We start from the raw sequence: 26,450 nt of genomic DNA, 5'->3' as shown, positions 1-26,450 counted from the left end.
GATCTCGCGGCTGATCTCGGCCCTAGATTAGCCCCGCTGCAGAACAGGCGTGTCAATTATGTCTTGAAGTACGACACTTTCGGGCGCACAACAAAATAGTCCCTTACCAGCATTAACGCGGTAAGGGGCTATTTATTTTTGTGGTTGGGGGTTCAATAAATCACACGGTAATCACACGGTTTGGTTCTTTAGGGCATTTCCTAAAGTTCTAATACCGCCGTGTAGTCTCCAGCGTCACCCGCTTCAATGTAGAACTCTTCCGTTATCTTTGTAGAGCCGTGACCTAGTTGCAGAGCCGCTGCCTTAGCCCCGTGGGTTCGTTCAATCTTTGTGGCAACGGTAGGCCGGAAATCTTTCAACCTCACGTGCTTTAATTCCACGCCCCGGGCTTCACGCCACGAACGATTAACGTTAGACAAACTAGTTAACCCACCACCACGGTTAGGGAACACCAAATCACTTTCACGGTTCACCCAACGTTCCATGAGCACTGCAGTGGTATCAGCAGGCAACTTATTTACTCTTAGCCCGTGCTTGGTCTTTGTGACTAGTTGACGAATTAGCCCCTTGCCTTGCCCTTTGCCGCCCTTTAGCTCAATCACGATGCCAGTAACTTTCACCGTCGCCGGGGTGCTGGAGAGGTCTACATCTTCCCACCTCACGGCTAGAGCTTCAGCGGGGCGCATAACCCGTGCCACTTAGCAGCTTCACGATGCCCACTAAGTCCATGAATTTACGGGGTGTCTGCCACTGTTCCGCTCACTCAATAGTTCGTGTTTCGTCACGCTTAGATAGCGCCTGTGGCTCACGTTTAACGTCCTTATGCAGCATTGAACCCGCTGTTGGGTTCTTATTGAAGTGCCCTGGGTTTTGTTGCTAGGCGTTTGCTTTGGTTTTGTTATTTCTCTATCGGGGTTGCTCTGGCAAAATTCTGATTCAATCTCAGCCGGTGTGCGGTAGCCCAACCCTTGATAAAACCTGGCCTCATTCCACCAGGTAACTCATTTAAATGTCGCAATTTCCACGTCGACAACATTATCCCACGTCCTGGTATGGATAAGCTCATTTTTGTAACAGCCGTTGACGATTTTTACCAGCGCATTGTCATAAGAACCACCCACCGTCCCGGTGGAAGCAGCGATTTTATGCTCAGCAAGACGCTGGTTATAGACAATGCTGACATATTGCAATCCGTGGTCTCAATGGTGAACCAGGCCAGTTGTTTCCTTAGCGCACGCAATCACTTGGTTGAGTGCCTGCACAGGCAATGCCGCGGTCCGCAATGAATCGAACAAGGCCCAGCCGGCAATGCGGCGAGAAAACACATCCGTGCCGAAAGCTGTGCACACAAATCCTTTTCGGGTTCGCACGTAGGCAATATCAGCCACCCCACCCACAACCGATTCGGCTTGTCCGCTGTAAAATCGCGGTTTACAAGGTCCGGACGATCATCCGGACCTTGGGACTTACGGGTTGTTATCGGCGATCCACCTTTGGGCTTACCGGCTACGCCAGCCATTCGCATCAACCGAGCGGTTTGCTCACGACCGATATCAATCCCTTGACGACGAAGAGAATGCCACATCTTTCGCACTCCATACACACCGTAGTTTTCAGCGTGGACTTTGCGGATGAGTTCTACCAAAGCAACCATCACGCAGACCACGCAAGCTTTGCCCACGAGCCTTGGACTGCCGATATCCACGTGAGGTTATAAAACCACCCTTACGGTGGGTGGTTAACGTCTTACACATGAACTCGATGGAGAAACAATCGCGGTATTCATCGATGAACCGGATCATTTCCGATGTTTCGGGTCGAGTTCCGATGCGAAAAAGCCGATGCTGCCTTCAGCAATTCGTTAGTATCTCGCAACTCCTGATTTTCACGGCGCAGCTTGGCAACTTCAGCAACTAAGTCTTCAGGCGAGTGTTCGCGAGCGTGACCATCACGGCGAGCCTGCTGCGTCCATTGCCTGGCCATGTGCCACGAAACACCTAGTGTCGGCGCGACTGCCTAACACACTTCCTGCATCGACAGGTTTTCAGCCACGATACGATCCTCTACCAAGCGAACCACACGGCCTTTCGCATCCCGGTCAAACTTCTTCGGCATACTCCAGTATTTTCCCGACTACTCAGACGGAACAAAACCCGGGACACTCCACATATAGGGGCAAGTTGAAAAATAGGCATTTACTTGGCGTTATGCAGGTTTCCTTGCTAGGTTCCAGCACTTTTGTATTCTTAACTTAAAATGGTGGTTCTTCAGAGGAATTTATCTGGGGTTTCTTTGATATTTGCTCAGTGACCTTTTTGGGGACATTGGGTTGTGAGCCTGGGCATAGTAAAATTCGGTTTCCTGATAACTTTGCCGATGGGGGTGTTCCAGTAACTTTGTCCCACGCCTGAAATACGCTGCTGAATGCGGACTTCGCGTTTGCAAGGAAGTTTCTCCGTTCACGTGCAGTATTCGGGTATCCCGTGGGCAGAAATGTATTAAACCCACTCCCGGTCGGGGCCGGGGCGGGCTTGGTGATTTCTTCTCTCCGTCAGTTTGTCAACGACTTCGTCACCGACGCAGGGCGACCAGAAACATCATTGACCTGTTTGCCCGTACGTATCCGCATCAGTACGGCGATGATGAGTATGACGCCCGCGGTGACAGCGGCGGTCCAGACCAGGGCCGGTGACTCGAAGGTTCCGCTGTTGCGGGCGACTGCTATCCAGGCAAGGCCCCAGGAGGTGGCCAGGGCCGGGGCGATCCGACCCCCGTCGCCCACAGCGGCGACCACGGCCACCAGCCCTGCCACGATTACGCCGGCGATGGCGACGGGGATGTCACGGAATGCGTCGATCCCAGCGTCGGAAAGCCATGCGAAGGTGTTGGCGAAGCTCGCCACCAGAACCCAGCCGAAGTAGATTCCGAAGGCCCCATCGGTCAGGAGCATTTCCGCCCACCCTCCGGAACGTGGGCGGCCCAGGAGGAACATGATTCGGACCAGCACGGCGAGCAGTATGACGATGACCATCACCGAGGCGGTCAACATGCCCCACTGGACGGTCCAGATCCAGGCAGCGTTGAGAAGCAGGGAGGCCAGAGCCCACGGGCGCAGCACGCGCTGGCGGTGTGAGCGGCGTGCGGTGGGGGTTAACTGCCACAGAGCATAGGCCGCCAGACCGACATAAATCACGCTCCAGATACTGAACGCGGTGCTGGCCGGGGCGATCGGCGTGGCATCGGTGGACAGTGCTCCGCCCGCGGCTTCGGCGATGGGCGTGCCACCTAGGGCGCCGCTGCCGATGAAAGCTGTGACGATGGCAATGGCCACGCCGATAAGAGTGATTAGGGGCATGGCCCAAGCCCCGGGTCCTCCGGTGTCGGCCGGGCTGGTGGTCTGGTTTGGTTTTGTGCTCATTAAAATGCACCTCCGCCGTCCATAGTAGATGTCTTCAGGGGTATTGTGGCCGAGAGTATGAAGCGAGAATGCTCAGAATTGAAGTAGCATGTCATGCGACAAGCTCGAACGCCTGGCATGGACAACCATCTGGGCATTCGCGCAACCACACTTTACGACACCGCGGACGAGTCCACGACCATTTCTTCCTGCCCGGTTTCCCGTGGCACGCTCGTGGGATTCCAGCCATGCATCAGCGGTAGCGAAGTGATGCCCCTGGCGATCAGGGAAACCCTGTTCGGTGTTTCTCCAGCACACTAACTGCAGGTACCTAGAACAACCGCTAGTTTTGCATCACCGTTTGCCGGGCAAAGAGGAGAAATTAGGTGGTGGGCATGAGGACACCGTCGATGACATGGATGACACCATTAGTGCTCTCGATGTCAGTGTCTGTCACGTTGACACTGTTACCGGCAGCATCGACCAGGGAAACGTTCTCGCCGTCTACCTCGACGGTCAGTTCGGTGCCCTGCACAGTCTCGACCATCTGACCATCCATCTCCATGACGTCGGCGGCCCACACTTCATCGGCAATGACGTGATACTGCAGGATCTCAGCCAGGTCGCCAGTGGGATCAGCCATCAACTCATCGACGGTGCCGTCGGGGAGAGCAGCAAAGGCGTCATCGGTAGGGGCGAACACCGTGAACGGACCTTCGCCCTGCAGGGTCTCTACGAGGCCAGCGGACTCCAACGCGCTAGTCAGCGTGGTGAACTGACCGGCAGCGACAGCGGTATCGACGATATCGCCTTCAGGTGCGGCTGCCTCAGTTTCTTCCGTGGTGGTTTCCTCTGTGGTGGTTTCGTTCGTCGCCGTGGCCTCATCTGTCATTGTCTCGGTGGCCATGTCGCTGTCATCCGTGGCGCATGCCCCGAGGGTCAAAGCCAGGGTAATCGCTCCGCCCGCTGCAATTAATCGTTTCATTATAAAACCTTTCCTATTTGGTTACTATTTACCATTGTGCACTATTTTTCAGTGGGATGGAAGGTTTTGACCGAAATAACTTGAGGGACAGGGGAACGGCCAGCTGAAACCGCAGGAAAGCGGGCTATCGCCGACAGCGAGGGCTGATTACCTCTTCATTCTTTGCCACGTCAGCAGGGCGCCATCGTTCAATCCGTCTCATTTGCAGGCGGGAGAGGTGGAATTGCGTGAGCGTGGAGGGGGTGGGGCCAGATCGGCCGGTCGCCGACATCGGTAACCGCGCCGCACCCTACTTTTGGTATCTTCCGCCCGGAATTCCACGGCTAATGATGCAGTCCAGGACATACCTGGCTATCCCGGTGAGTCCCGCACGAAAACAGTCGGGAGCAGGTGGTGGAGCATCGAGAAGTTTCTGAATACCGATGTCCCGACCTGCGCACCGGACGGCTACTTCCTGAAACGCCCCAAGCTGCGCCCTGAGCCGGCCCACAGGTTTCGACACCTAGTTGCGGTGAAATAATGCACACACTATATTGTTACAGTATAAGTTAATTTTAACTCCGATAAATAGTTTAGTAAAATGAATAGTAAGATAATTAAAAGGATCGTTATGCGCCGAATTCTTACCTCCCTGGCGACCTTGCTGGTGTCAACCGCTCTGGTGCTCCCGGTGGCTGGTGCCCAGGATATTTTTGATGGTGGTCGTATTGGGGGAGGTTCGTCGCAGCTTATCCCGGAGGGCTCTTCTCTCCCCGGCGGTGAACTCCCCGAACACCCAACGCCGGTTGACCTGGAGCGTTACGCGGGCACCTGGTACCAAGTTGCGGCCCTACCGCAGCCATATTCTCTTCAGTGTGCCTATAACACCACCGCGGAGTACGAGGTGATTGACGAGTCGACGATTTCTGTGCGTAACTCCTGCGGCACCCTCATCGGACCGAATTCGGTGATCGAGGGCACGGCCTCTGTGCGTTCCGATGCCTCGCTGCGGGTGAACTTTCCTGATGTTCCATTTCAGGATCCGAATGGGGCTGTCAATTATCGCGTGACGTATCTCGCGGATGACTATTCCTTGGCCATCGTCGGCGATCCGTTGAGGACCTCCGGTTTCGTGCTCTCGCGTACCCCGGATCTCAATCCCGAGCAGTGGAGCCAGGTGCGTGAGACCGTGGAATCTCGGGGATGGTGGTCCTGTGCCTTTTTGACTGTTCCGATGGCCGGGGGCCGCGGCGATGTCGCGCCGTTATGCACACAATAGAGGTCGTGCCTGCGGTACGTGTCATGGGTGGTCAGGCAATCATTCACGACAACAATACATCCGCTCCTGGCCTGCAGTCAGGAATCCGATCGTCACGGCACGTACCTTGTCCCCGCCACCGTTTTAGAGCACTTTCCCAATGCGGCCACTTAGCCAAAGAGTCGATGATGAGCGACCCACTAAGTCCCACGGTTCACCGCATGGTGGAGGCAATCATCGGCGAAACTCCACGGGTGGTCGGAGGACCGCGCTGCGGTATGACCAGCGCAGGCGTTGGTGTTGCCTCCGGGGTGACCCGGCGGCGAGTCGATGGTGCCTCTGAAACCGACCCGACATTTTTCACCCGGTTACCTCAGGCATGTCTAGGTAGCAAGGTATCTCCAGCGCGAAAGGTCCTACAACCGTGAATAGCAATCTGGATGCCAGGGTGACGGCCTCGATGGCAGTTCTTGAGGAGTTTCTGACCGGCAGTAGGCGCACTGTTACTGCCCAGGAACGCTTACTGACTAGGGCCTACGATGGGGTAGCTGCTTTTTCCTTGGGTGGGAAACATCTGCGGTCCCGGCTCGTTCACATTTCCGCCGGTGAGGTGGACGGCGATCGGCTAAAAGCAGCGACGCTGTTCGGTGCCTGCGTGGACCTACTGCACGGGGCGTTTCTCATCCACGATGACATTATCGACCGTGATGACCTGCGACGCGGTCAGCCGACCATCCACGCCGCTATCCGTGATGAGTTTGGTGATGACCACCTGGGGACCTCGCTGGCGATTGTGGCCGGAGACCTCGGGATTAACGGCGCTTTGCAGTTGTTGTTGGACTCTGACCTTGATGACGGTCTTGTCCGTGGCGGTATGCGGATGCTATCGGCAGCGGCGCAGGAGACTATAAACGGCGAGATCCTCGATATCGCTCACTCAGTTCATCCCAGACCGGATCTGGAACAGGTGCGCTTGAGCAATCACCTGAAAACCAGCGAATACAGCTTCGGCACTCCGCTCAAGCTCGGCGCGCTGGCCGCTGGGCGGGATCCGGAAGTGATGAAACCCATCGCACATGCACTCGGTTGCGCCTACCAGACCGCGGATGACATCGCCGGGGCAGTAGGTGAGACCACAGTGACGGGAAAAACAGCGGCGGGAGACGTGACCACCGGCCGTGCTACGTTGGTGACCGCCCAAATGCCCGAGGGGTTTCTCGCAGATCCAGACCACATGGACGGTATCATCAGCACTGTTATTGCGGAGGGGGATGGCCATCTGGTGCAGGCTCGTCGTCTGATCGAAGATGCTGACCTGGCGCCGAGCACCCGGGACGGGTTGTATGATGTCACGAATATGATCGAAGGGATACTGCGTCGCCATGCCTGAACCCACCCCGGAAACCAGAGATGGCCTCGATAGTTTCCTCAGCCGCTACGACCACATGGCCATCAGAGCGTCACATCAGATAATTGTGAACTACTCCACCAGTTTCTCGCTGGCTACACGGTTATTGGAGAAGCAGGTACGCACCGATATCCGTAACCTGTACGCGATGGTGCGGATAGCCGACGAAATCGTCGACGGCACGGCACAGGCTGCAGGTTTTAGCTCTGCGGACACCGCAGCCGCGCTGGATGACTATGAGCGTGCGGTCTTGGCCGCCCCGGAATGCCGCTTTCACAGCGACCCGGTGCTGCACGCCTATGCACTCAGCGCGCGACGGTGTCAGTTCAACCCGGAACACGTGGTGGCCTTTTTCTCCTCCATGCGGCGTGATCTGAATCAGTCAACCCATGACGCAGTCAGTTTTCAGGACTATGTCTACGGTTCCGCCGAGGTCATTGGCTTGCTGTGTCTGTCGGTTTTTCTCACCGACCACCCGGTCACCGAACAGGAACACACCCGCCTGGAGTCCGGAGCACGCTCACTCGGCGCTGCGTTCCAAAAGATCAACTTTCTGCGTGATCTGGCCGAAGACTCCAAGACTCTGGGACGTACCTATTTTCCGGGTGTGGAGCACCAGGAGTTGACCGAAGAATACAAGACCGAATTAGTCGCTGACATACGCACCGACCTCGCAGCTGCGCGCGCCGTCATGTTGCTGCTTCCCGCCACCGCGCGAACGGGCGTACTGGTGGCCACTGAACTGTTCAGCGAATTAACCGACCGGATCGAGCAGCGACCAGCAGCGGACCTGCTTCGCTACCGTGTCAGCGTGCCCCGCCGGACCAAGGCAGCCGTACTGGCTCGGGCGGTTTCTAGGTCCGCCCGCCGTGACAGAAATGGAGTTAAGAAATGACCGGAAAGACACCGAGTTCCGCAGTGGTGATCGGAGCAGGTGTGGCCGGACTGGCCACCGCAGCGTTATTAGCCAAAGAGGGCCTGTCGGTCACCATCATCGAACGCACCGACACCATCGGAGGCCGCTCCGGGGATTTGGTTTTGGCTGACCACGCAGGATTCCGGTGGGATACAGGCCCCTCCTGGTATCTCATGCCCGATGCCTTCGACCACTTCTTTCGCCTCCTGGGGACCACCACTGAAACCGAGCTGGACCTTAAAGACCTGACACCGGCGTACCGGTTATTTCCCGAAGGAGAAACACCGCTTGACGTCTCTACCGGGGTCGAGGAAGCTATCGAACTTTTCGAATCCCTGGAGCCGGGAGCAGGTAACCGACTGTACGACTACCTGGCTAGTGCAGGCGATACCTACCGGATGGCCATCTCCCAATTCCTCTACGCCACTTTTTCCTCGCCAATTCCGCTGCTGCACCGGGACATCGCCCAACGGCTGGGAAAACTAGCTACCCTGCTGACCCAGTCGCTGGAAAGCTACGTTAACCAGCGATTCAGCGACCACCGCCTGCGTCAGATCCTGACCTACCCGGCGGTGTTCCTGTCCTCCCACCCTGAGCACACTCCAGCGATGTATCACCTGATGAGCCACACCGACCTGGTGCAGGGGGTGCGTTACCCGATGGGAGGGTTTAGCGCTGTGGTCGAAGCGATCCATCGCCTGGCCGTGGCTCAAGGGGTACGGGTGCAGCTGAACACCGAGGTCACCGCAATTATCACCGAGAAAGAAGGTCGAAAGAACAAAGCGGTGGGGGTGCGCCTCCGGGGCGCAGCGGGCGAGCCGACGGAGATCAGGGCGGACATCGTTATTTCCGCCGCGGATCTGCACCACACGGAAAACCATCTCTTGCCCGCTGCGCTACGCAGCTACCCCGAGAAATACTTCGCCTCACGGGATCCTGGTTTGGGTACCGTACTGATTATGGCGGGGGTGAAGGGAAAGTTGCCTCAGTTGACTCACCATAATCTTCTCTTCAGCCGGGATTGGTCCACGGACTTCGCCGCCGTATTCGATGGACCACACCCGGAACGTCCGCTGGATGCCTCCCGGTCGATCTATATCTCGATGCCCTCGGCCTCTGACCCGGACGTCGCACCTGATGGACATGAAAATCTGTTTATCCTCGTTCCGGTCCCAGCCGCCGAGGAAATCGGCCATGGTGACGCCTATCGAGGCACCGCCTCGCCGAGGGTGAGTGTGATCGCTGATGCCGCCATCGCACAGATCGGGCAGTGGGCGGGTATTCCGGACCTGGCGGAACGCATCGTGGTGCGCACCACGATGGGCCCGGCTGACTTCGCCGAGCGCTATCATGCCTGGCAGGGTGGTGCGATCGGCCCGGGTCATTCGCTGCGCCAATCCGCTTTTCTCCGTGGCAAGAACATCTCAGACAAGGTCAACGGTCTCTACTACGCCGGAGCAACCACGGTGCCTGGGGTAGGTGTCCCGATGTGTCTGATTTCCGCCGAGAACGTGATCAAACGGCTACGCGGGGACACCAGTGCCGGCCCGCTGCCAGAACCGGGAGGTCAGCGCTGATGGTATCCTTCGCATACCTGAGCATTTTGATTGCCGTGCTGATCTGCATGGTCCTGTGCGACTGGCGCTGGAAGCTGGCGTTCTTCCTTCATACCCGCCGAGCGGCCGTTTTGAGTCTGAGCCTGGTGGCGGCCTTCCTGGTCTGGGATGCCCTGGGAATTGCCACCGGGTCGTTTTTCCGGGGTGGTTCCGAATACATGACCGGGGTGGTACTCGCGCCCGAAATGCCACTTGAGGAGCCGATATTCCTGTTCTTCCTGGTCTATCTGACGCTCAACCTCACCTCTGGTGCCAGACTGCTCCTTGCCAGCCGCGCCAACGATGAGAGAGGGGTCGTATGACGTACTTGCTGATCAGTCTGCCTTTTCTGGTTCTTGCGCTGGTGCTGTGGGTTGCCCGGCGCAAGAGCGGCCCCCGTCAGTTAGCGGTGACCGCGATCGTCGGGGTGGTACTGCTCGTGCTCACCGCGATCTTCGACAACCTCATGATCTGGGGTGAGCTGGTCGGGTATGGCGATGCCCAGCGCCTGGGCCTGCAGATCGGCCTGGTGCCGGTCGAGGACTTCTTCTATCCCATCTTCGTCGCTCTAATCGTCCCGGCTTTCTGGCCGGGACGGAGGAAGAACCGCGCATGAACATCATCACCGATGTACTCTCCGCCTCCCGCCCCGTTAGTTGGGTTAACACCGCCTTTCCCTTCGGACTGGCCTACCTGCTGGCCGGTGGAGGGCTGGACTGGCTGTTCTGGCTCGGGGTGTTCTTCTTCCTGATCCCCTACAACATCGCCCTGTATGGCATCAACGATGTCTTCGACTACGAGTCCGACATTCTCAATCCCCGAAAGGGCGGTATCGAGGGCGCGCTGCTGCCCCGGAAGATGCACGCCCCGCTGCTGTGGGCCTCGGTGCTCACCACTGTGCCTTTCCTCATCGTGCTCTACGCAGCCGGAACCTGGGTCTCTGCAGTGTGGCTGAGCGTCTCGATATTCACAGTGATCGCCTACTCGGCGCCGCGCCTGCGCTTTAAGGAACGCCCGGTACTGGACTCATTGACGTCCTCGGCGCACTTTGTCACCCCGGCAATTATCGGCGCGACGATCCTGGGCAGCGGGGTGTCCACCTATTTCTGGTTCGCCGTCGGTGCCTTCTTCATCTGGGGGACGGCCAGTCACGCACTGGGGGCGGTGCAGGATGTCAAGGCCGATCGGGAGGCCGGACTGAACTCCATCGCCACGGCATTCGGCGCGCGGTTGACCACCTGGCTGGCCGCAATGGCGTATCTGGGTGCCGCACTGCTCGTCTTCGCGCTGCCATCCCCGGCATGGATCGTGGGCCTGGTCGGCCTGGGATACGTGGCCAACACGCTGCGCTTCTGGAACATCACCGACCTCACCTGCGAGGATGTTAACCGCGCTTGGCGGGTCTTCCTGTGGCTGAACTACCTGGTGGGTGCGGTTGTCAGCATCACCCTGGTGTCGAGCTATCTTTAGGTAGACACAGGTCAGAGGAAAAGCTGGCGTCCCCCACACCCCCGGCCCAGGTCTTTGGTCAGTGCCCGGCGGGTCACCAACACTTCTCCCGCAGAGTTGAGGAGGTAACATGAAAAGGCAAGATGGAATGTCCGTCCCGTGTACTTCAATTTTCTGCGGCTGACCGGTAGGATTTCCGTTGTCATCGAGGAGAACTACTAACTCGGGGAGTTTCATATCAACCCCTGGTAGAGAAGAAATCATTATTTACCAATATGGTAAATAATCGTTTAATATAAACGACACGTTAATTTATCCATCTTTATGTCCAGAACGTAGGGTTCACAGATGTCGAATACCAGCGACCAGGGTGCCCAAGAGTCTATTTCCCAGTATCTTTACGACGTGGAGTCCGGTGACCCCCACAGCGAACTGGTGGATCGCTCGGAGGTGTCTGCGGATGATATCAGTCAGATCGGGACACTGATGAAGGCGCTGTCGAGGCTTCGGAAGGCGGAACAGTCTTTGTCTGAAGCCTCCGAGAAGTACATGAAGCTAAATAAACAGGACATGGAGGCGCTGCACTATCTGATCGTGGCAGCTCACCGGGAAGAAGTTGTCACCCCTGGCATGCTGGCTAGCCACCTGACGATCTCGCCGGCATCGACCACAAAGCTTCTCAACCGATTAGAGAAGGGGGGCCATGTGACACGGCGTGTGCACCCGATAGATCGACGGGCCTTTGCAATTGAGGTGACTGCAAATACGCGGGCCTCAGCGATGCAGACCGTGGGCAGGCAACAGGCGAAACGATTTCACGCCGCTGCCCGCCTCACCTCCCAGGAACGAGAGGTAGTCATTAATTTCTTGGAAGATATGACTCAATGCATCTCCCCCGACAATGCCGACTGGGCGCGCACTGAGTCCAGCGACCACTGATATCTCGACTTATCATCAGCCATACCACCTGCTGCGGCGTAGGGAATCTGGTACATGATGAACACAGTGTTGGCATTGTTGATCGGGTATTGACTGCCTGCTCCCTGCTTTTATCCGCTGGTCCAGTAGACCCCGCTGGGCTAGCCGGCGGTGGGGTGGCTGATATTGCCTACGTGCGAACCCGAAAAGGATTGTGTGCACAGCTTTTGTTACGGATGTGTTTTCTCGCCGCATTGCCGGCTGGGCCTTGTTCGATTCAACGCGAGCCGCGGCATTGCCTGTGCAGGCACTCAACCAAGTGATTGCGTGCGCTAAGGAAACAACTGGCCTGGTTCACCATTGAGACCACGGATTGCAATATGTCAGCATTGTCTATAACCAGCGTCTTGCTGAGCATGAAATCGCTGCTTCCACCGGGACGGTGGGTGGTTCTTATGACAATGCGCTGGTAAAAATCGTCAACGGCTGTTACAAAAATGAGCTCATCCATACCAGGACGTGGGATAATGTTGTCGACGTGGAAATTGCGACATTTAAATGAGTTACCTGGTGGAATGAGGCCAGGTTTTATCAAGGGTTGGGCTACCGCACACCGGCTGAGATTGAATCAGAATTTTGCCAGAGCAACCCCGATAGAGAAATAACAAAAACCAAGGCAAACGCCCAGCAACAAAACCCAGGGCACTTCATTTCAATTGCTCGAGCTGCCCTCGGTATTACGCAAAAAGACCTTTCGGGACAACTCCGTATTACTCAAGCAGCGTTGTCACGGTATGAGAACAACGAACGGCATATTGAAGACCAAACGCTTAAGGAAATTGGCAGTCTCCTCGGTGTGAATTTCGATGCGTTTAAGGATGTCCAGCGTCCTGAACGTGGCCCTCTCGCGGCTGAGGCGCATATGCCGCCGACGGAAAACTGCTCTAGTTGGAGAATGGCTTAAATGCGAGGCGCGACTTAACTTGACGAGGCTAGAAGTGGGATTGCTGACGCACCGCTTGGATATTACTCCGTCTCTGGTCCTCCCACATCTAGATCCCGATGATGGCTATACCCCTTAGCGTGCAGCGCAGATTGTTCGTGCTCAGTGGGCGATGCCCATTGGTCCCGTCCGCCAGATATACAAGTGGATTGAAGCGGCGGGTGTATTTGCTTTTGAAAGGGACTTCTCCACTGCACGAGTTGACGGGCTGTCACAAGTTGTTGACGGAGTTGCAGTAATGCTTATCAACAGCACTTTCCCCGTCGACCGTAAGCGCCTTACGATTGCACACGAGCTGGGCCATATTGTGATGCATTCCGGGAGGTACATCCCAGAGGATCCGGAAGACGAGGCAAATCGTTTTGCGGCAGAGTTTCTGATGCCGGAAACCGCGATAGCGCCATATCTGAATAAGATCGACCTGACAAGTCTCCAAGCTCTGAAACTTGAGTGGGGAGTTTCAATGCAGGCGCTATTTGAGCGGGCATATCAGTTGGGAAAAGTTGGAGCCGAGCAACGTACCGCGTTCTACAAGGCAATGAACCGGAGAGGCTGGAAGGTTCGCGAGCCGGTATCCGATCGCCTGCCACAAGAATCTCCGCAACTAATGACAACCATTGAAGACATGTTGGTTGCAGCAGGCTTTGACCAGAAGGACTATCCGCGTCTAACTGGTGTTGATTTATCTCATCCAGACAGTCTCCTTGCACCGCCATCAGTGGGTCTTCATGCTGTGAAATAGCTTGACTTAAGGCTATTTCACTTGAGTCTCGAGCTTGGCTTGTCGTGGAGTGGAAGCCCTACGTGCTGCAGCGTGCAGCACTGCTTCTAGCGGGCCGCGGCGGAAGAAGTGGAACCATGCTGCAGCAAAGACCATTGGGATGACGATGAAAAATACCAGGCACATCCCAAGCGAAGGTGCGGTGGTTGCGGTAAGCATCAGCACCAAGAAGCCGATGACGTGTGCAATGTAGTAAGTCAGAGGCATCTTGCCCAGGGTTTTAAATGGGGCGAGCAGCGGGCCAGTGTAGCGGTCCAATAGGGCGAGACCCGTCAGAACCAGTAGGGTGAAGCCGATGCCACCGATGATTTCAGTGATGGAACCTGAGTGATGCGCGGCGAGTAGGAGGCTGAGGGCGTCGTTAGTATCGGTGACACCAAAGTTGGCATAGGCAATAGTTCCGAACTGGTCCATGAGGTCTTCATCAGAAGCATTAGCCAACGATGAATCAAATTGGCGGTAGACAGCGATGCGCTGGGACATGAAATCGGTGAAGTGAACCAGAGCCCAGCTGGTGCCGTAACCGATTAGCGCTAGAAGCGCGCCGGCGGTCGCGGATACTCGCGCAGTAAACCTGGAATTGAGAATTAAGCGGCCAATGATGATGCCAGCCAAAAGGAAGGGAATCCAGGTGAGGACGGGGTACATTCCATCGAAAAGCAACTGGCGAAATGCCTGAACCGTGCTCTCCACGCTGGTGAAACTTAAGACAGTGGGCACGCCACCAATGATGATTTCCTCACCGGTATCGGGCCAGGTGGTGCGTAGCCAGAACGATAGAAGTGGGGTCGCGAAAGCTGTGATTGCGGCGAGAATAGTGATGGCGCGGGTGGAAAGGCGCAGCACCGGGATAGCCAGCAGATAAAGCACGGCGTAGGTGGACAAGATAATAATTGGGCCCGCGCTGATAAGTGGAAGCGTGAGACCAATGAGCAGAAGAATGCCCACGCGGACCAGTAGATTCCGTGAGCTGCCGGCATTGGTATAGCCCAAACGCTCACGGTCAGTCACGGCGCCGCTGCGCGCGATAAGGGTGGTGGATACACCTGCCAAGATGGCAAACATGATGGCAGAACGGCCGGAAACGAGATTTTCAATAGGAGCTGGAAGCTCAACAAACGCAGCAATATGCGCTAAAACCATGCCGATGATGGCCACAGCGCGAGCAGCATCAAGATAGCCAATGCGGGCGCGGGGTGTGCGGGCCGAATACGCCGCGGGGGTCGCAATAGAAGTAGTCATAGCAACTATTTCAATCGATCCTGAGCGCAAAAGATATCGGGCTGTCGATAAAGTTCACGGTAGACTTGGCACTACCAACGCTTATGTTCTGTCGGCAGCCCTCATCCTGCAAATTGATCTTAGGATCGCCAAAACGAGCGGTCGCTGCGTTCACAGACCGCATGGTGATTAAGCAGGTGTGCCATGCTTTTGGGCACAACTGTTTCAATGGCGCGGAAGGCCTAGTCGGAGACTGGGCTGTTAGATGAGGTTCATTGCTCCCATGCTGTTTAAGTCATGAGCGTTGTCGACGAGCTTTCCGCCTGGGGTGCGTAGGCGTACTTTGCCGCGGTGGCGTTGCATTCTCCCGCGTTGCGGTTTACCCCGTTTCGGCTTTCCGCGCTTACTATTTCTCTTCCGTGACCCGGGTTTGCCAGGGTCATCATCGTCGTTGACGCCGTTGTGGTACTTACACAGCATCGTCAGGTTCGACGGCTTAGTGTGTCCGCCATGTTTGTGGGCGTCGATGTGGTGGACCTGGCATTTATCGGCCGGGACATTGCAGTCCGGCCACGGGCAGACCAGGTTCTCTGCCATGGCTAAAGTTCGTAGCTTGTCTGACGCGAAACGCGCTTCGTAAAGATTCACGGGCCCGGCGGTGGGGTGGAAAAGCCCGACGTGAAGTTTGTCGCCGAGTGCGCCTTCCATTGCTGCGTTGATGAACTCTGCACCAGTCATGGTTGTACCGTCGGAAAGGCCGATGATGACTTCATCACCGGCGCCGCAAGAGACTTTCGCGAAGTCATCAAGACCTATGGCGATAACGGTACGGTATTCAGGCTTAATAAGCCCGGTGCCGTTGCCCTCGACTAAGTCCCAGAAAGGCTCGAGCAATGCTTCGGAGCGTGGCTGGCCATCATCGTGCTTGATGCCAGCATCAAGCGTTTTCTCGAGGTCAGTAATGCGGCGTTGGGTATCGGTAATACTAATGGTGCGCAGGCCATCGATGACGCGGCCGAGACGCACGCCCGGTTTCTTTTTGGTGTCGCCGCCTTCTTCGGTGACGCGGGTTTTGGCGTATTCGTTGACTTCTTCTAAAGAGCCTTCACGAGCGATAAGTTCGGCACGCAGTTTCCAGGCCGCGCCGCGGGCTTTCAACTTTTTGGCGTGCTTGTTAATCATCAACAGGTGGTTGACACTGAGCTGGCGATCTTCGGCAAGCGCGATAGCATCTTGCTGCACGCGCGGGGAATCACACGGGCTAAAAAGGGTGTCTGCAAGTTTGGCGTAATTTTTGGCTAAGGAAATTTCAATGCCGTCATCGGCTAAGTCGTAAGGTGAGCACTCAGCGCACAGGCGTAAGAATCCGATGCCGTTGCTGGTGAGAAGCTTGAAAGCTTTCATTAATGGGTCCATAGCTTCGACACTAAAAGACCAACGCAACCCCGCACCAGAGCAAGTTTTAAAAACTGCCCAAATTTCACATGACACGTCACCCAAACGGCGAAGTTATCCACAGGCAAAGCAAATGGGCAAGATTTGAGCCTTATATAGACAGCCTCAGCCGCTAATTTCTCTTGATTATTGAAATTTCGAGTTGGATCAACCGCTAATTGTTTATCACCAGCCGTATTCTGCGGCCTTACCGAATACTCGGGTGCACAGTTCAGTGTCGGTGATGTAGCCTTCTTCGCATCCATGCATTGTCTGAAGCTCACCACTAGAGGGATTGGGATTTCCGTTCTCATCATGACCGTAACCACAGATTGCTGCTGCACAAGTGCCGCCATCTGCGAAGGGAACTTCACTGGCTGGGTATCCACCCGGATATAACTGGTCGTAGATTGGGTCGCCGCCGAGATTTGCTGAAGTGCAGTTGGCAGGATCGTCTGTAAAGGCATCCGTTCCTGGGCATTGGTATCCAACACCGGGCGCATTGAATATGGAGCCTTCCTGCAAGGATGGAATTTCCGGAGTTTCTGCAGCGGTCGGTCGTTCAAGGGCTGGTATTGGCTCAGATGCGTTGTCAGCGAGCTCTGCAGGTGTTGGCTCGGCTGCAGCAGACGTGCTCGATACAGACGTAGTGGATGTGGGCTTTGAGCTGCTGGAGGTAGATGAACTTGCAGTCGCAGTCGGGGTACTACTGGTTTCAGGGGTTGCAACCCCGTTGGGGTTGGAACACGAAGCCAAGGTGAGCGCGAGCACAAAGACTGCAGGGATGAGTTTACGCATGGGTGCTACTTTCTGGAAAGGGATAGAAATAAAGATTAACCGAGCATCTGTGCGCTGCAGTTCTCGGTCCAGCCTGTTGAACCATCGGTGAAAAAGGTCGTCCCGGTTTCGTGAATAGACGGGTCTCCGCAATGGGAAATAGTCTTATCTAGTTCTTCAATCTCAGAAACACTTGGTGCACCCGTGAAACCGCGTACCGGTGGAGTAGCAGGGACTTGTTCTATGGGCGTTTCCTGCACAGGCGGTTGAGGGAGTGGAGTTTCTTGCGGTAAAGGTTCGGCCGCCGCAGGTTGTTGCACTTGGGCATTCTCTTGTTCTGCTTCGGCTGGGGTATCTGCTGCGAACGTAGCTTTATTAAGCTCAGATGCGAGGTCAAATTCCCAGCGTGCACCATTTCTGCTGTCAGTGAGACGAAGCGCAATTGCGTCCTTAGGAACATCCATATAGTGGGTGCGAATCTCTGTATCGCCAGTTTTGAGAGGACGGCCCCAAGGTTGGGTATCTTCGTTTACACATGAATCAGAAGCTGCAAGTGATTTGTTAACGCCATCGTTAAGGAGCGCAGACCAGTCTGCCCAAACAGGAAAATCTCCCGGGACGAAATTCTTATCTTGCGATTCCTTGGTGGTGACACGGACAGTCGCCTTAATCAGGTCTGTATCTTCTGGGGAAGCTTCAAGTGGGTAACCATCGCATTCTTTCAATTGCGTTAGCTCTTCGACAGTGAAGAATACTGAGCAATCATCAACTTCAATGCAGTCTATTCCATGCTGGAATCCCACTTGTCCGGGAACTCCTTCAGTAAGGTCGCCCATTTTTGCAGTAGGGGCTTCTGAAGATGAAGTGGATTCATCACTAGCTGTATCTACTTCGGGAGTTTCAGGTTGTGAACAGCTGGACAAGAGAACGGTTAAAGACAGCAAAAGACTAGCGAGATATTTGGTTTTCATGGATTCTTTCGGGACGGGGAGGGATAGGGCAAAGTCATTTGAGTGACTCTTCAGATTAAACCATTGGGAACGGACATATTTCCTGGTTGCCGTTCCAAATCGTTCGAATGAGTAGTCTCTTTCGGGATTTTGAAGCTAGTGGACCACTCGGGAAAGAATCGAGTCACTAATCTCGGCGAGTGCCCAATCCAAGGTGTCATCGTCATGCGAGCCGAAACCGAACACAATGCCATTCTCGGCACTGCTGCTGCCGCCCCAATATTGCGATAGCGCGGTAACTCGAATGCCGCGGTCGTGGAGTTCGGCGACGATGGCATCGGCAGGCTTTTTGCAGATGAGTACTGCGTGCAGTCCACCGCTGATGGGGCGTAGCTCAGCGTCGTCGATATCAGCGAATGCGCGTTGTACTGTCTCGCGTCGGCGACGATAAACCCGACGAAGCCGCTGAGTACGGCGGCGCAGTGCGCCAGTATCTAAGAAATGTGCGACTGCTGATTGCGTAATTGCACTGACTGGTTGGCAGAGTATCCCGCGCAATTCAGTGAGCTGTGCAGTAAGAGAACTCGGCGCAACCAGGTAGCCGCAAGAGATATGCGGGCTGATGACAGAAGAAAACGTTCCCAATAAAATGGTGCGATCTTCAGCCAGTGAAGTCAGCGGGGGAAGCGGCATACCGACGTAGCGCAGCTCCGAATCGAAGTCATCCTCGATGAGCAAAGTGTCAGTGTGCTCAGCCCAGCTCACTAGTTCGGTTCGACGGTCGGCTGGTAGGGAACCGCCATACGGATATTGATGGCTGGGAGTGACCAGGACTGCATCAAGATCGTGCGGAAGGCCGTTTATAACAAGCCCTGTTGAGTCAGCAGGAAGATCCACGGTGTGGTGGCCAAGTGCTTGCGGAACCCGGCGCAAGCTGGGATAGCCAGGAGATTCCACACCGATGCGTGCAGGCTCATTGAAAGTCTGAAGCAGCAAGGCAAGTCCCTCGCGCGCACCGGCAGTGACAATAATGCGTGATGGGTCTACGACCAGACCGCGCATGCGGCGCAGGTGCTCAGCAATCTCAATTCTTAAATCCATCAAACCTTGGGCAGGGCGCTGCGCCGGCGGGTTTGAGGAGGCCTTGCGCCATGATGCCCGCCAGGCAGAATCAATCAGCGTCGAAGTATCGGGCACACCTGGGTCCAGGTTCAAGATCTGTGAATGTGGGCGAGGTCGAGGCTGCGCTGTCTGTGCAGAGGAGCGGGGCACAGACGGTTTTGGAATTTCTAATTCCTTTGGTTTTAACAAGTGCAACCGTGGGTTGATAGTGGTGCCAGAGCCATGCGCGGTGACAGTATAGCCTTCTGCCGCGAGCTGGTCATAGGCAGTGACCACGCTGCCGCGGGAAACACCAAGCTGCTTTGCCAAAGCGCGAGTACTGGGAATGTGGTCGCCGGGGCTTAAGACTTGCTCGGCAATCAACTGTCGGATCTGTGCGGTGAGCTGCGAGGGGATAGGCACGGTCCGTTGAGCATCAAGGGCCAGCGGCAAAGCAGAGACAAGATCAGAACGCATGGGTTAATCATTGCCGCAAAAGTGGTCTAATGCAATTGTGTGAATATGGCTCTGTTCATAAACCACTTTTGGGTGTTGGATGGTTTCCATGACCCAAACATTTGTCGAAGAAAAGCAGAATTCCACCCCAGATACCGCAGCGACTCCAGTCAAGCGCGGCGTCGCTGATTCCTTCAAGGGCGGGGTGATCATGGATGTGGTGACCCCGGAGCAGGCCCGCATTGCTGAAGCATCCGGCGCAACCGCAGTCATGGCCTTGGAGCGCGTGCCAGCAGATATCCGCGCACAAGGTGGCGTGGCGCGCATGAGCGACCCAGACCTGATCGAAGGCATCGTCAACGCCGTTTCCATCCCAGTGATGGCAAAAGCGCGCATCGGCCACTTCGTTGAAGCTCAGGTATTGGAAGCTCTCGGCGTGGATTTCATCGACGAATCAGAGGTGCTCAGCCCAGCGGACTACACCCACCACATCAACAAGTGGAAGTTCAACGTACCTTTCGTTTGTGGTGCTACCAACCTGGGTGAGGCGCTTCGCCGTGTCACCGAAGGTGCTGCAATGATTCGCTCCAAGGGTGAGGCCGGCACCGGCGATGTCTCCGAAGCAGTGCGTCACCTGCGCACCATCCGTGGCGATATCAACCGCCTGCGCAGCCTGGACGAGGACGAGCTCTTCGTCGCTGCCAAGGAATTCCAGGCACCATACGACCTGGTGCGCGAAGTAGCTAAGACCGGCAAACTGCCAGTTACTACCTTCGTCGCCGGCGGTGTTTCCACCCCTGCCGATGCCGCCTTGGTTCGCCAGATGGGTGCCGAAGGCGTCTTCGTGGGCTCCGGCATCTTCAAGTCTGGAAACCCTGAGGCCCGCGCTGTGGCCATCGTCAAGGCAGCAACGCACTTTGATGACCCCTCCGTCATCGCAGAAGTCTCCCGCGGCTTGGGCGACGCTATGGTCGGCATCAACGTCACCGACCTGCCTGCACCTCACCGCCTTGCAGAGCGCGGCTGGTAACTGAGTAATATTGCATCAGACTATGGAAAGTTACTACATGCAGGGGTAATCGTTTGCCGAAAAGGGGCGATTATACTAATCTAATCTTCATACACACCACACCCTCTCGCGATGCAAATCGTGATGGTGTGGTTTTCATATTTGGGGGCAAATTTGAAGAAGCCATATTTAAAGCCGCATCTGACTGTGGAAAAGCAGATAGATTTGCTTAAAAGCAGGGGACTCGTGATACAAGATGAGATTGAATGCTAGGACGTTTTGACCCAAGTCGGGTATTACCGAATTGCTGCGTATCTCTATCCCTTTCGGAGGATTAAGCCGAAGAAGGAAAGAACGACACAGTGGAATTATCGTTATGATGATTTCGAGCCAGGGCATGAATTTGGTCAGGCGGTCGCGCTCTACCAATTTGATGAAGAGTTAAGGAACCTTGTATTTGAAGCGCTAACGGTTCTTGAAATTTCTTTGAGAACTGCCATTGCTTTTTATGGCGGCAAGCGAGATAAGTTTATTCACCTGAATCGGGAATTTTTGGATGAAAACATGTGCAGCACGATTCCTAAAAACAGTCAGGTAGATTCGTATTCCTTATGGTCAAAGGGTTATAAATCGCAACTCGATAGAGCCAAGAGTGAGGATTATATAAGTCATCATCTTGCTCGGTATGGCGACCAAGTTCCGATCTGGATAGCGACAGAGTTTCTGGACTTTGGAAGTGTTGTTTACCTTTTTAGCTATCTTCCGAAAGACATACAGTCAAAGATTTCTCGTAAATTTGGGTCAATACAGGGCAGTGTCGTGCTCGGTTGGTTTAGAAACTTTAACTACATCAGAAATGTCATCGCACATCATTCAAGGCTTTGGAATAGGCGCATGGTTTTACGAGTACAGCAGCCGCACCCCAACGTCGTCGATAAAGAGATCCATCACCTTGCGGAAATGCTCACTTCGCAGCAATTTAAGAAAATTTATCCAACGCTAGCGCTTATTGCCTACACTATCTCATTTGTCGACCCTGAAAATGATTGGGCGACTAGACTTGCGTGGTTGATTTCTACGTTTCCAGAAATTGAGGGTGTAAATCCAGTCAACGATATGGGATTTCCCGATGGCTGGGAAAATCAAGCGCTTTGGAGTAGAGCTTGATGAACCCAGAGAGCCACCAGCGGTTCAGTTCTGAGAATCAAATCAAAAAACCTCGATGCGCCCGCCGAGGGATTCGGCTTGCTTGAGGGTCGAGACCCAGCCGTAAGAGCCAGGTTGGAGGCGAAGTACGGGGCGGGAAGAAATCTTGACGGGGGAGACCGAGTTCTTGTGCGCGCCGGAGCGGGCGTTTAAGCGAGTGCGGGCGCGGTAGCCGGCATCGGCAAGGTAGGAGATGTCGGCGGGGTCGGCGGCGAGGTTATCGCGGGCATCGGCAAGCAAGATGAGTGCTTCATCGAGGACATCGACAAGCGCTGCGGAGTTGGTTTCACACATCTGGCGCACCAGTGCAGGGGAGGTGCCGGCCACGCGGGTGCCGTCTTTGAAGGAGCTTGCGGCAAGGGATTGCGCGAGGATTCCGCCGTTATCGCCTACTACCGCCAAGGCTTCAGCCAAGACATGCGGCAAATGCGATACGCGGGCGACAGCGGCGTCATGGTTGGCTACTTCGACAGGGATTGCTTCGGCGCCGGCAAGCTGGATGAGCTTGGTGACATCGGTAAATACTTCAATCCAGAACTTGCCGGGGTCTTCGTTTTCTACCGCGTAGTCAAAAGCAATAGCCCACGCAGCCTGCTTAAACAGCCCGGTGTGGGAGTGGTTCCATCCGGAATCAGCAGTACCAGCCATCGGGTGGGAACCAACATAGTGAGCTTCTAATCCGCGGTCTTTAACCAGGCGGAGTACTTCCGCTTTGACGGAAACGACGTCGGTAAAGCCACAGTTCGGGGCGTGCTCTTTGATGGCATCTAAAATATCGGCCACCGCGTGCATAGGCACAGCGATGACAATCAGGGCTTCATCGGCAGCCGCGCGCTGCAATGTTGCGACTAGATCATCTGAGGCATCGAAGCCTTCTTTAATAGCGGCGCGCACGCCAGAGGTAGAACGATTGAAACCATAAACAGTCGCACCGCGGGCAGCGACATCACGCAGGAGGGAACCACCGATTAAACCTAAACCGATGATGCAGGTAGGGCGAAACACATCTTTTGAACTCACAGTGACAATTCTGGCATAAAACGACTAATCTCACGCATATGAGCGATGACGACTTCGACGGCTACTCATTTGCCGTCACCGTAGCAGTGGGCGCTGGCGCATGGGACGTGCGCAGCTTTAACGATCCTTTCAAAAGCCCGCAGGATGCTTTAAACGCGGTCCGCAGACTGCGTTCCGAAGGCGCAGCCTTTGCCCTTTTATGCGTAGACGATGACTACTTTGTGGTAGTTCGCCCAGTTCCGGGCGGGGCGCGCTGGTTTATCTCTGATGCCACGATGGCTGTCGATGATGACTTTGCCGCTGGAGTATTAGAAGAAGCCGGCTGCGAAATCCCCGATATTGACCCGGCTGATTTAGATGACGTGGATGGCTACGGTGATGGCGATTTCGACATCTTTGAAGATTTAGGCGTGAATGAATATCAGCTAGCCGCCTACGTAGACAATGACGAGGACTACCCCTCAGACATGTTGCTGCGGATTGCCGGCGAGCTAGGTTTTGGAGATGAGCTCGAAGAGGAAATCAATTCCTAACGTGGACAAGGTTGGTGGGTTGCCGGAGTCGAGGGGGCATCGACAAGCAAAAGTGCGAATGCAGCGTGCTTTGGAAGTTGCGAGCCTTACCCCGGCAGGTGATATCCCTGTCGGGGCGGTTATTTATGCCCCTGATGGCACCGAGCTTGCCACGGGAGTTAACCGCCGTGAGCAATTAGCTGACCCGACCGCGCACGCTGAGGTTGAAGCCATCCGCGCTGCTGTGCGTGCTTTGGGTGATTCCTGGCGGTTGGAAAATTGCGAACTGGTGGTGACATTGGAGCCGTGCGCGATGTGTGCTGGGGCAGCCCAAGCCGCGCGGGTTGGTTCGGTAGTTTTTGGCGCGTGGGAGCCCAAGACCGGGGCGTGCGGCTCGCTTGTAGATGTCCTCCGTGCCCCCGGTGCACTCTTTGTCCCCGAGGTGCGCGCAGGCGTGTCAGAAGCGCAATGCCAAGAATTATTGCGAGATTTCTTTCAAAACTTACGCACCACCACGCGGAAATGATGCGTACCATGGAAAGAGTAAACACCGCTCAACACTACAAGGAGGCTCACCATGGGCGATTTTGAAAACAAGAAGGACGACCTCGTCGGCAAGGCAAAGGAAACCTACGGCGAAGCAACGGGTGACCACAAGGCTGCCAACGAAGGCAAGGCTGATCAGGTCATTGCTGATGCGAAGGAAAAGGCTTCCGACGCAGGTGAAGCTATTAAGGATAAGGCCAATAAAGTTATTGGTTCTTTCAAGAACGATGAGAACTAAAAGTAATTAACTTTTCTTTTCTCTAGGCTTGAGCCCTTCGCCGCCGCTTTCCTTATTGGCTTAAAGCGGCGGCGATTTGGTGTCTGCGTTTATGCTGCAGTAACCTTGTTCGCGGTGGCGTGTCCGAGCGGCCGAAGGTTCTCGCCTCGAAAGCGAGTGTTGGGTAACCCCCAACCGAGGGTTCAAATCCCTCCGCCACCGCCAAATTTTCAAAGCCTACCCCGGGGCATTGCTTGAACTAGATTTCAGGCGATGACCCCGGGGTTCGTGCTTTCTGGCTACTACCGCTAAGGTCACGGTCCGCGGTTGGGTTGACCCAGGTGATTTAAAAATGGTTCGAACCGGGCTATCGGTGGCCACATGCGAAGCGGTAGTGATAACAGAGTCACGTAGAACCTGTCCGCTGGTTCTGGCCACGAGCTGAACAGCCCGATGCACAGCTCTAATTCATCACCAGCGCCCACACCGCGCTGCTACCTATCTCTCCTGGGCGCCGTGTTTTCCAGTGTGGAAGTTCAAGGAGGACTCCGCCTGCGGCATAATGGTCGGCCTGTGGGGAATAGGGTTTCTTGCTTTACCGCTCATAAGCGGTGCTGCGCTGATTCATTGCGAATTACCCGAACGGTATTTCTTTGAGGGAGAAGTAGCAGTCATCGAGCTGTAGGACGTGGTGTTCGCGATATACTGGGTCACAGCAGGCTTCTTAAAAATGCTAGATAATGTGCCGAAGATCGGGCAATCTGGCCTGTCTACTTTACGTAGTTTTGTGTGGTGACGATTGAAGGAGCAAGTTATGAGTCGACTCATTTGGTGGCGGGCGACTTCAATTGCAGCCTGCGTTTCGTTTCTGTCTGCCTGCGGGACAATTCCAGCAGACTCTATCGGGACCCTTGATCGGGCGCGCACAGGGGACTTAGTTGTCGGCGTTTCGGAACATCAGCCGTGGACGGAAGTCTCCGACAAAGGGGAATACTCAGGTTCGGAAGTGGAACTAATCAAAGGATTCGCGGAAAGCATTGACGCCGATGTCGAATGGTACAGCGCCCCGGAGTCCGTGCTGGCCGGCAAAATCAAAGAAGACCAACTAGATATTGTCATCGGTGGGTTAACCTCTAGCTCTCCGTGGTCGACTCATATGGCGCTCACCCGTCCTTATACGAAAGTAGATGGGGAAAGCATGGTTATGGGAACTAGGCTCGGCGAGAACGAACTCTTGGTTGCGTTGGAGCGCTATTTAGCAAAGGAATTCGGGGAAATTTCATGAAATTAGGAATGGCTAAACTCAAGCAACCACGGCACGATCGACTTCCTCAGCAGCAGCAAGAGACTATGCGTAAAGCTGTGCGTATGGAACGGGTAACCATTGGTTTTGTGATAGTTACGATCGTATTGGTCGGTGCTGTGGCTGGGCAGTCCCAAGCGATGCGCAGTGCGTGGGTGGAAGACATGCTATCTCTGGTTCCACCACTAGCATTTCTTATTGCATCCAGGGTTGTTCGAATAGCATCGAATCGACGCCAACCCTATGGCTATCATCGGGCAATAGCGATTGGCCATCAAGCAGCAGCGCTGGCACTGCTGGTTATGGGCGGGTTGCTGGTCTTTGAATCGATTTCGGCTTTGATAAAGCAAGAAAAGCCCCCAATTGGAGTGGTTGTCCTCTTCGGGCAGGACATTTGGATGGGATGGTTGATGATAGTCGTTATGGCCCTCTCCGCTATCCCCATGGTCATCCTCGGCCGTATCAAGCTCCGATTGGCTAAAGAATTACACGATAAGCTGCTTTATGCTGATGCGGATATGGCGAAAGCCGATTGGGGAACCGCAGCTGCCACCATTATCGGCGTACTCGGCATTGGACTCGGCTTCTGGTGGGCTGACTCTATCGCCGCATTAGTAATTTCAGTGTCCATCGTGAAAGACGGAATTACCAACATCAGGGCAGCTGTAACTGGCCTGAGCGATGCACAAGCCACCCGTTACGATGACTCAGCTGCACACCCGCTCACCACAGATGTTGAAAAACGTGCACGGGAGACTGCATGGGTCTTACAAGCCCGGGCACGCGTACGCGAACAGGGACATATTTTCCATACAGAATTGTTTGTTGTCCCGGTAGAGGGCTATGTGCCGACCCCGGCAGAAACTGCGGATTTGCACAAGCGAATTGAAAAATTGGACTGGAAACTGCAAGACACGGTCATAGCAGTCGTTGAAGAGCTAGACCCAGAACAAGTACCGCCCTCGTCTGAAGCCCAAGTCGGGGCATCATCGAAGAGCGGTACTTGATA

Annotated in this window: 31 protein-coding genes and 1 tRNA gene; 20 read left to right on the top strand and 12 right to left on the bottom strand. The window is 55.1% G+C overall.

Going from position 1 to position 26,450, the window contains the following annotated elements; genetic code table 11:
* Nucleotides 1–200: 200 nt before the first annotated feature.
* From C5Y44_RS03345 to C5Y44_RS03325, 4 genes are all read right to left on the bottom strand, one after another.
* Nucleotides 201–698: a tyrosine-type recombinase/integrase gene (locus C5Y44_RS03345; protein WP_146108468.1), complete on the bottom strand. Its 498-nt coding sequence runs from the start codon at nt 696–698 to the stop codon at nt 201–203.
* Nucleotides 699–1,001: 303 nt separating this feature from the next.
* Nucleotides 1,002–1,190, bottom strand: coding sequence for a hypothetical protein (locus C5Y44_RS03340; RefSeq protein WP_105323626.1), 189 nt, complete (start codon nt 1,188–1,190; stop codon nt 1,002–1,004).
* A 50-nt stretch (nt 1,191–1,240) separates the two neighbouring features.
* Nucleotides 1,241–1,654 carry an IS3 family transposase gene (locus C5Y44_RS13570; RefSeq protein WP_105323625.1) on the bottom strand — a complete coding sequence of 138 codons (414 nt, stop codon included), beginning with the start codon at nt 1,652–1,654 and terminating at the stop codon, nt 1,241–1,243.
* Between the two features lie 897 nt (nt 1,655–2,551).
* Complete coding sequence (locus tag C5Y44_RS03325) at nt 2,552–3,331, bottom strand: tryptophan-rich sensory protein (RefSeq protein WP_199185964.1); 780 nt, start codon at nt 3,329–3,331, stop codon at nt 2,552–2,554.
* 180 nt (nt 3,332–3,511) lie between these two features.
* Between C5Y44_RS03325 and C5Y44_RS03320 the strand changes: the two genes are divergently transcribed.
* Complete coding sequence (locus tag C5Y44_RS03320; RefSeq protein WP_146108466.1) at nt 3,512–3,718, top strand: hypothetical protein; 207 nt, start codon at nt 3,512–3,514, stop codon at nt 3,716–3,718.
* Between the two features lie 61 nt (nt 3,719–3,779).
* Here the strand turns inward: C5Y44_RS03320 and C5Y44_RS03315 are convergent, their stop codons facing one another.
* Entirely contained in the window at nt 3,780–4,382 is a 603-nt protein-coding gene (locus C5Y44_RS03315; RefSeq protein WP_105323622.1) for a fasciclin domain-containing protein, read from the bottom strand.
* Between the two features lie 610 nt (nt 4,383–4,992).
* Here C5Y44_RS03315 and C5Y44_RS03310 point away from each other — a divergent pair.
* The gene (locus C5Y44_RS03310; RefSeq protein WP_105323621.1) at nt 4,993–5,640 is read left to right on the top strand and encodes a lipocalin family protein; all 648 of its coding nucleotides are present in this window, start codon (nt 4,993–4,995) and stop codon (nt 5,638–5,640) included.
* A gap of 193 nt (nt 5,641–5,833) precedes the next feature.
* Here the strand turns inward: C5Y44_RS03310 and C5Y44_RS13295 are convergent, their stop codons facing one another.
* Nucleotides 5,834–5,983, bottom strand: a complete 150-nt coding sequence (locus tag C5Y44_RS13295; protein ID WP_158255468.1) for a hypothetical protein — start codon at nt 5,981–5,983, stop codon at nt 5,834–5,836.
* Nucleotides 5,984–6,043: 60 nt separating this feature from the next.
* On the opposite strand from C5Y44_RS13295, the gene C5Y44_RS03305 reads away from it, so the two are divergent.
* The 10 genes from C5Y44_RS03305 to C5Y44_RS03255 all read left to right on the top strand — a co-directional run bounded on the left by C5Y44_RS03305 (nt 6,044) and on the right by C5Y44_RS03255 (nt 13,650).
* Nucleotides 6,044–7,009, top strand: coding sequence for a polyprenyl synthetase family protein (locus C5Y44_RS03305; protein WP_105323620.1), 966 nt, complete (start codon nt 6,044–6,046; stop codon nt 7,007–7,009).
* A complete protein-coding gene (locus C5Y44_RS03300; protein ID WP_105323619.1) occupies nt 7,002–7,922 on the top strand; it encodes a phytoene/squalene synthase family protein in 921 nt (306 codons plus the stop codon). Before C5Y44_RS03305 ends, C5Y44_RS03300 begins: the two co-directional genes overlap by 8 nt.
* The gene (crtI, locus tag C5Y44_RS03295; RefSeq protein WP_105323618.1) at nt 7,919–9,520 is read left to right on the top strand and encodes a phytoene desaturase family protein; all 1,602 of its coding nucleotides are present in this window, start codon (nt 7,919–7,921) and stop codon (nt 9,518–9,520) included. The genes C5Y44_RS03300 and crtI overlap by 4 nt, the downstream gene beginning before the upstream one ends.
* On the top strand, nt 9,520–9,861 hold the full coding sequence (locus tag C5Y44_RS03290; RefSeq protein ID WP_105323617.1) for a lycopene cyclase domain-containing protein: 342 nt from the start codon (nt 9,520–9,522) through the stop codon (nt 9,859–9,861). Before crtI ends, C5Y44_RS03290 begins: the two co-directional genes overlap by 1 nt.
* A complete protein-coding gene (locus C5Y44_RS03285; protein WP_105323616.1) occupies nt 9,858–10,154 on the top strand; it encodes a lycopene cyclase domain-containing protein in 297 nt (98 codons plus the stop codon). Before C5Y44_RS03290 ends, C5Y44_RS03285 begins: the two co-directional genes overlap by 4 nt.
* Nucleotides 10,151–11,008: a prenyltransferase gene (locus C5Y44_RS03280; RefSeq protein WP_105323615.1), complete on the top strand. Its 858-nt coding sequence runs from the start codon at nt 10,151–10,153 to the stop codon at nt 11,006–11,008. Before C5Y44_RS03285 ends, C5Y44_RS03280 begins: the two co-directional genes overlap by 4 nt.
* A gap of 327 nt (nt 11,009–11,335) precedes the next feature.
* A complete protein-coding gene (locus tag C5Y44_RS03270; RefSeq protein WP_105323614.1) occupies nt 11,336–11,926 on the top strand; it encodes a MarR family winged helix-turn-helix transcriptional regulator in 591 nt (196 codons plus the stop codon).
* A 352-nt stretch (nt 11,927–12,278) separates the two neighbouring features.
* The gene (locus C5Y44_RS03265; protein ID WP_105323613.1) at nt 12,279–12,467 is read left to right on the top strand and encodes a hypothetical protein; all 189 of its coding nucleotides are present in this window, start codon (nt 12,279–12,281) and stop codon (nt 12,465–12,467) included.
* 36 nt (nt 12,468–12,503) lie between these two features.
* Entirely contained in the window at nt 12,504–12,869 is a 366-nt protein-coding gene (locus C5Y44_RS03260; protein WP_105323612.1) for a helix-turn-helix transcriptional regulator, read from the top strand.
* Nucleotides 12,870–13,020: 151 nt separating this feature from the next.
* A complete protein-coding gene (locus tag C5Y44_RS03255; RefSeq protein WP_105323611.1) occupies nt 13,021–13,650 on the top strand; it encodes an ImmA/IrrE family metallo-endopeptidase in 630 nt (209 codons plus the stop codon).
* A 12-nt stretch (nt 13,651–13,662) separates the two neighbouring features.
* Here C5Y44_RS03255 and C5Y44_RS03250 read toward each other — a convergent pair whose 3' ends face one another.
* From C5Y44_RS03250 to C5Y44_RS03230, 5 genes are all read right to left on the bottom strand, one after another.
* The gene (locus tag C5Y44_RS03250; protein ID WP_105323610.1) at nt 13,663–14,931 is read right to left on the bottom strand and encodes a DUF418 domain-containing protein; all 1,269 of its coding nucleotides are present in this window, start codon (nt 14,929–14,931) and stop codon (nt 13,663–13,665) included.
* Between the two features lie 240 nt (nt 14,932–15,171).
* Nucleotides 15,172–16,326, bottom strand: a complete 1,155-nt coding sequence (locus tag C5Y44_RS03245; RefSeq protein ID WP_105323609.1) for an HNH endonuclease signature motif containing protein — start codon at nt 16,324–16,326, stop codon at nt 15,172–15,174.
* 204 nt (nt 16,327–16,530) lie between these two features.
* Entirely contained in the window at nt 16,531–17,142 is a 612-nt protein-coding gene (locus C5Y44_RS03240; RefSeq protein ID WP_105323608.1) for a hypothetical protein, read from the bottom strand.
* A 35-nt stretch (nt 17,143–17,177) separates the two neighbouring features.
* Nucleotides 17,178–18,092 carry a hypothetical protein gene (locus C5Y44_RS03235; RefSeq protein WP_146108465.1) on the bottom strand — a complete coding sequence of 305 codons (915 nt, stop codon included), beginning with the start codon at nt 18,090–18,092 and terminating at the stop codon, nt 17,178–17,180.
* 135 nt (nt 18,093–18,227) lie between these two features.
* Nucleotides 18,228–19,649 (bottom strand): PLP-dependent aminotransferase family protein, encoded by a 1,422-nt coding sequence (locus C5Y44_RS03230; protein ID WP_105323606.1) that lies wholly within the window; start codon nt 19,647–19,649, stop codon nt 18,228–18,230.
* An 88-nt stretch (nt 19,650–19,737) separates the two neighbouring features.
* Here C5Y44_RS03230 and pdxS point away from each other — a divergent pair, with 88 nt between their 5' ends.
* Entirely contained in the window at nt 19,738–20,658 is a 921-nt protein-coding gene (gene pdxS / locus C5Y44_RS03225; RefSeq protein ID WP_105323605.1) for a pyridoxal 5'-phosphate synthase lyase subunit PdxS, read from the top strand.
* A gap of 258 nt (nt 20,659–20,916) precedes the next feature.
* Complete coding sequence (locus tag C5Y44_RS03220; RefSeq protein WP_233189796.1) at nt 20,917–21,804, top strand: Abi family protein; 888 nt, start codon at nt 20,917–20,919, stop codon at nt 21,802–21,804.
* 42 nt (nt 21,805–21,846) lie between these two features.
* On the opposite strand, the gene C5Y44_RS03215 is transcribed toward C5Y44_RS03220, so the two are convergent.
* A complete protein-coding gene (locus C5Y44_RS03215; protein WP_105323604.1) occupies nt 21,847–22,863 on the bottom strand; it encodes a prephenate dehydrogenase in 1,017 nt (338 codons plus the stop codon).
* Nucleotides 22,864–22,901: 38 nt separating this feature from the next.
* Between C5Y44_RS03215 and C5Y44_RS03210 the strand changes: the two genes are divergently transcribed.
* The 6 genes from C5Y44_RS03210 to C5Y44_RS03185 all read left to right on the top strand — a co-directional run bounded on the left by C5Y44_RS03210 (nt 22,902) and on the right by C5Y44_RS03185 (nt 26,448).
* Nucleotides 22,902–23,396: a tRNA adenosine deaminase-associated protein gene (locus C5Y44_RS03210; RefSeq protein ID WP_105323603.1), complete on the top strand. Its 495-nt coding sequence runs from the start codon at nt 22,902–22,904 to the stop codon at nt 23,394–23,396.
* Between the two features lie 58 nt (nt 23,397–23,454).
* Complete coding sequence (locus tag C5Y44_RS03205; protein WP_105323602.1) at nt 23,455–23,901, top strand: nucleoside deaminase; 447 nt, start codon at nt 23,455–23,457, stop codon at nt 23,899–23,901.
* A 51-nt stretch (nt 23,902–23,952) separates the two neighbouring features.
* Complete coding sequence (locus tag C5Y44_RS03200; RefSeq protein WP_105323601.1) at nt 23,953–24,159, top strand: CsbD family protein; 207 nt, start codon at nt 23,953–23,955, stop codon at nt 24,157–24,159.
* A gap of 113 nt (nt 24,160–24,272) precedes the next feature.
* Nucleotides 24,273–24,363 (top strand) — tRNA-Ser (locus C5Y44_RS03195).
* Nucleotides 24,364–24,952: 589 nt separating this feature from the next.
* Nucleotides 24,953–25,423 (top strand): transporter substrate-binding domain-containing protein, encoded by a 471-nt coding sequence (locus C5Y44_RS03190; RefSeq protein WP_105323600.1) that lies wholly within the window; start codon nt 24,953–24,955, stop codon nt 25,421–25,423.
* Nucleotides 25,420–26,448, top strand: a complete 1,029-nt coding sequence (locus C5Y44_RS03185; protein ID WP_105323599.1) for a cation transporter — start codon at nt 25,420–25,422, stop codon at nt 26,446–26,448. Before C5Y44_RS03190 ends, C5Y44_RS03185 begins: the two co-directional genes overlap by 4 nt.
* Nucleotides 26,449–26,450: the final 2 nt, after the last annotated feature.

It is taken from the genome of Corynebacterium sp. J010B-136, assembly GCF_002967075.1.
In the GTDB taxonomy this organism is placed as follows: Bacteria; Actinomycetota; Actinomycetes; order Mycobacteriales; family Mycobacteriaceae; genus Corynebacterium.
Note: the sequence above shows the minus strand (reverse complement) of the source record. Positions and strands in the feature narration are given on the sequence as shown.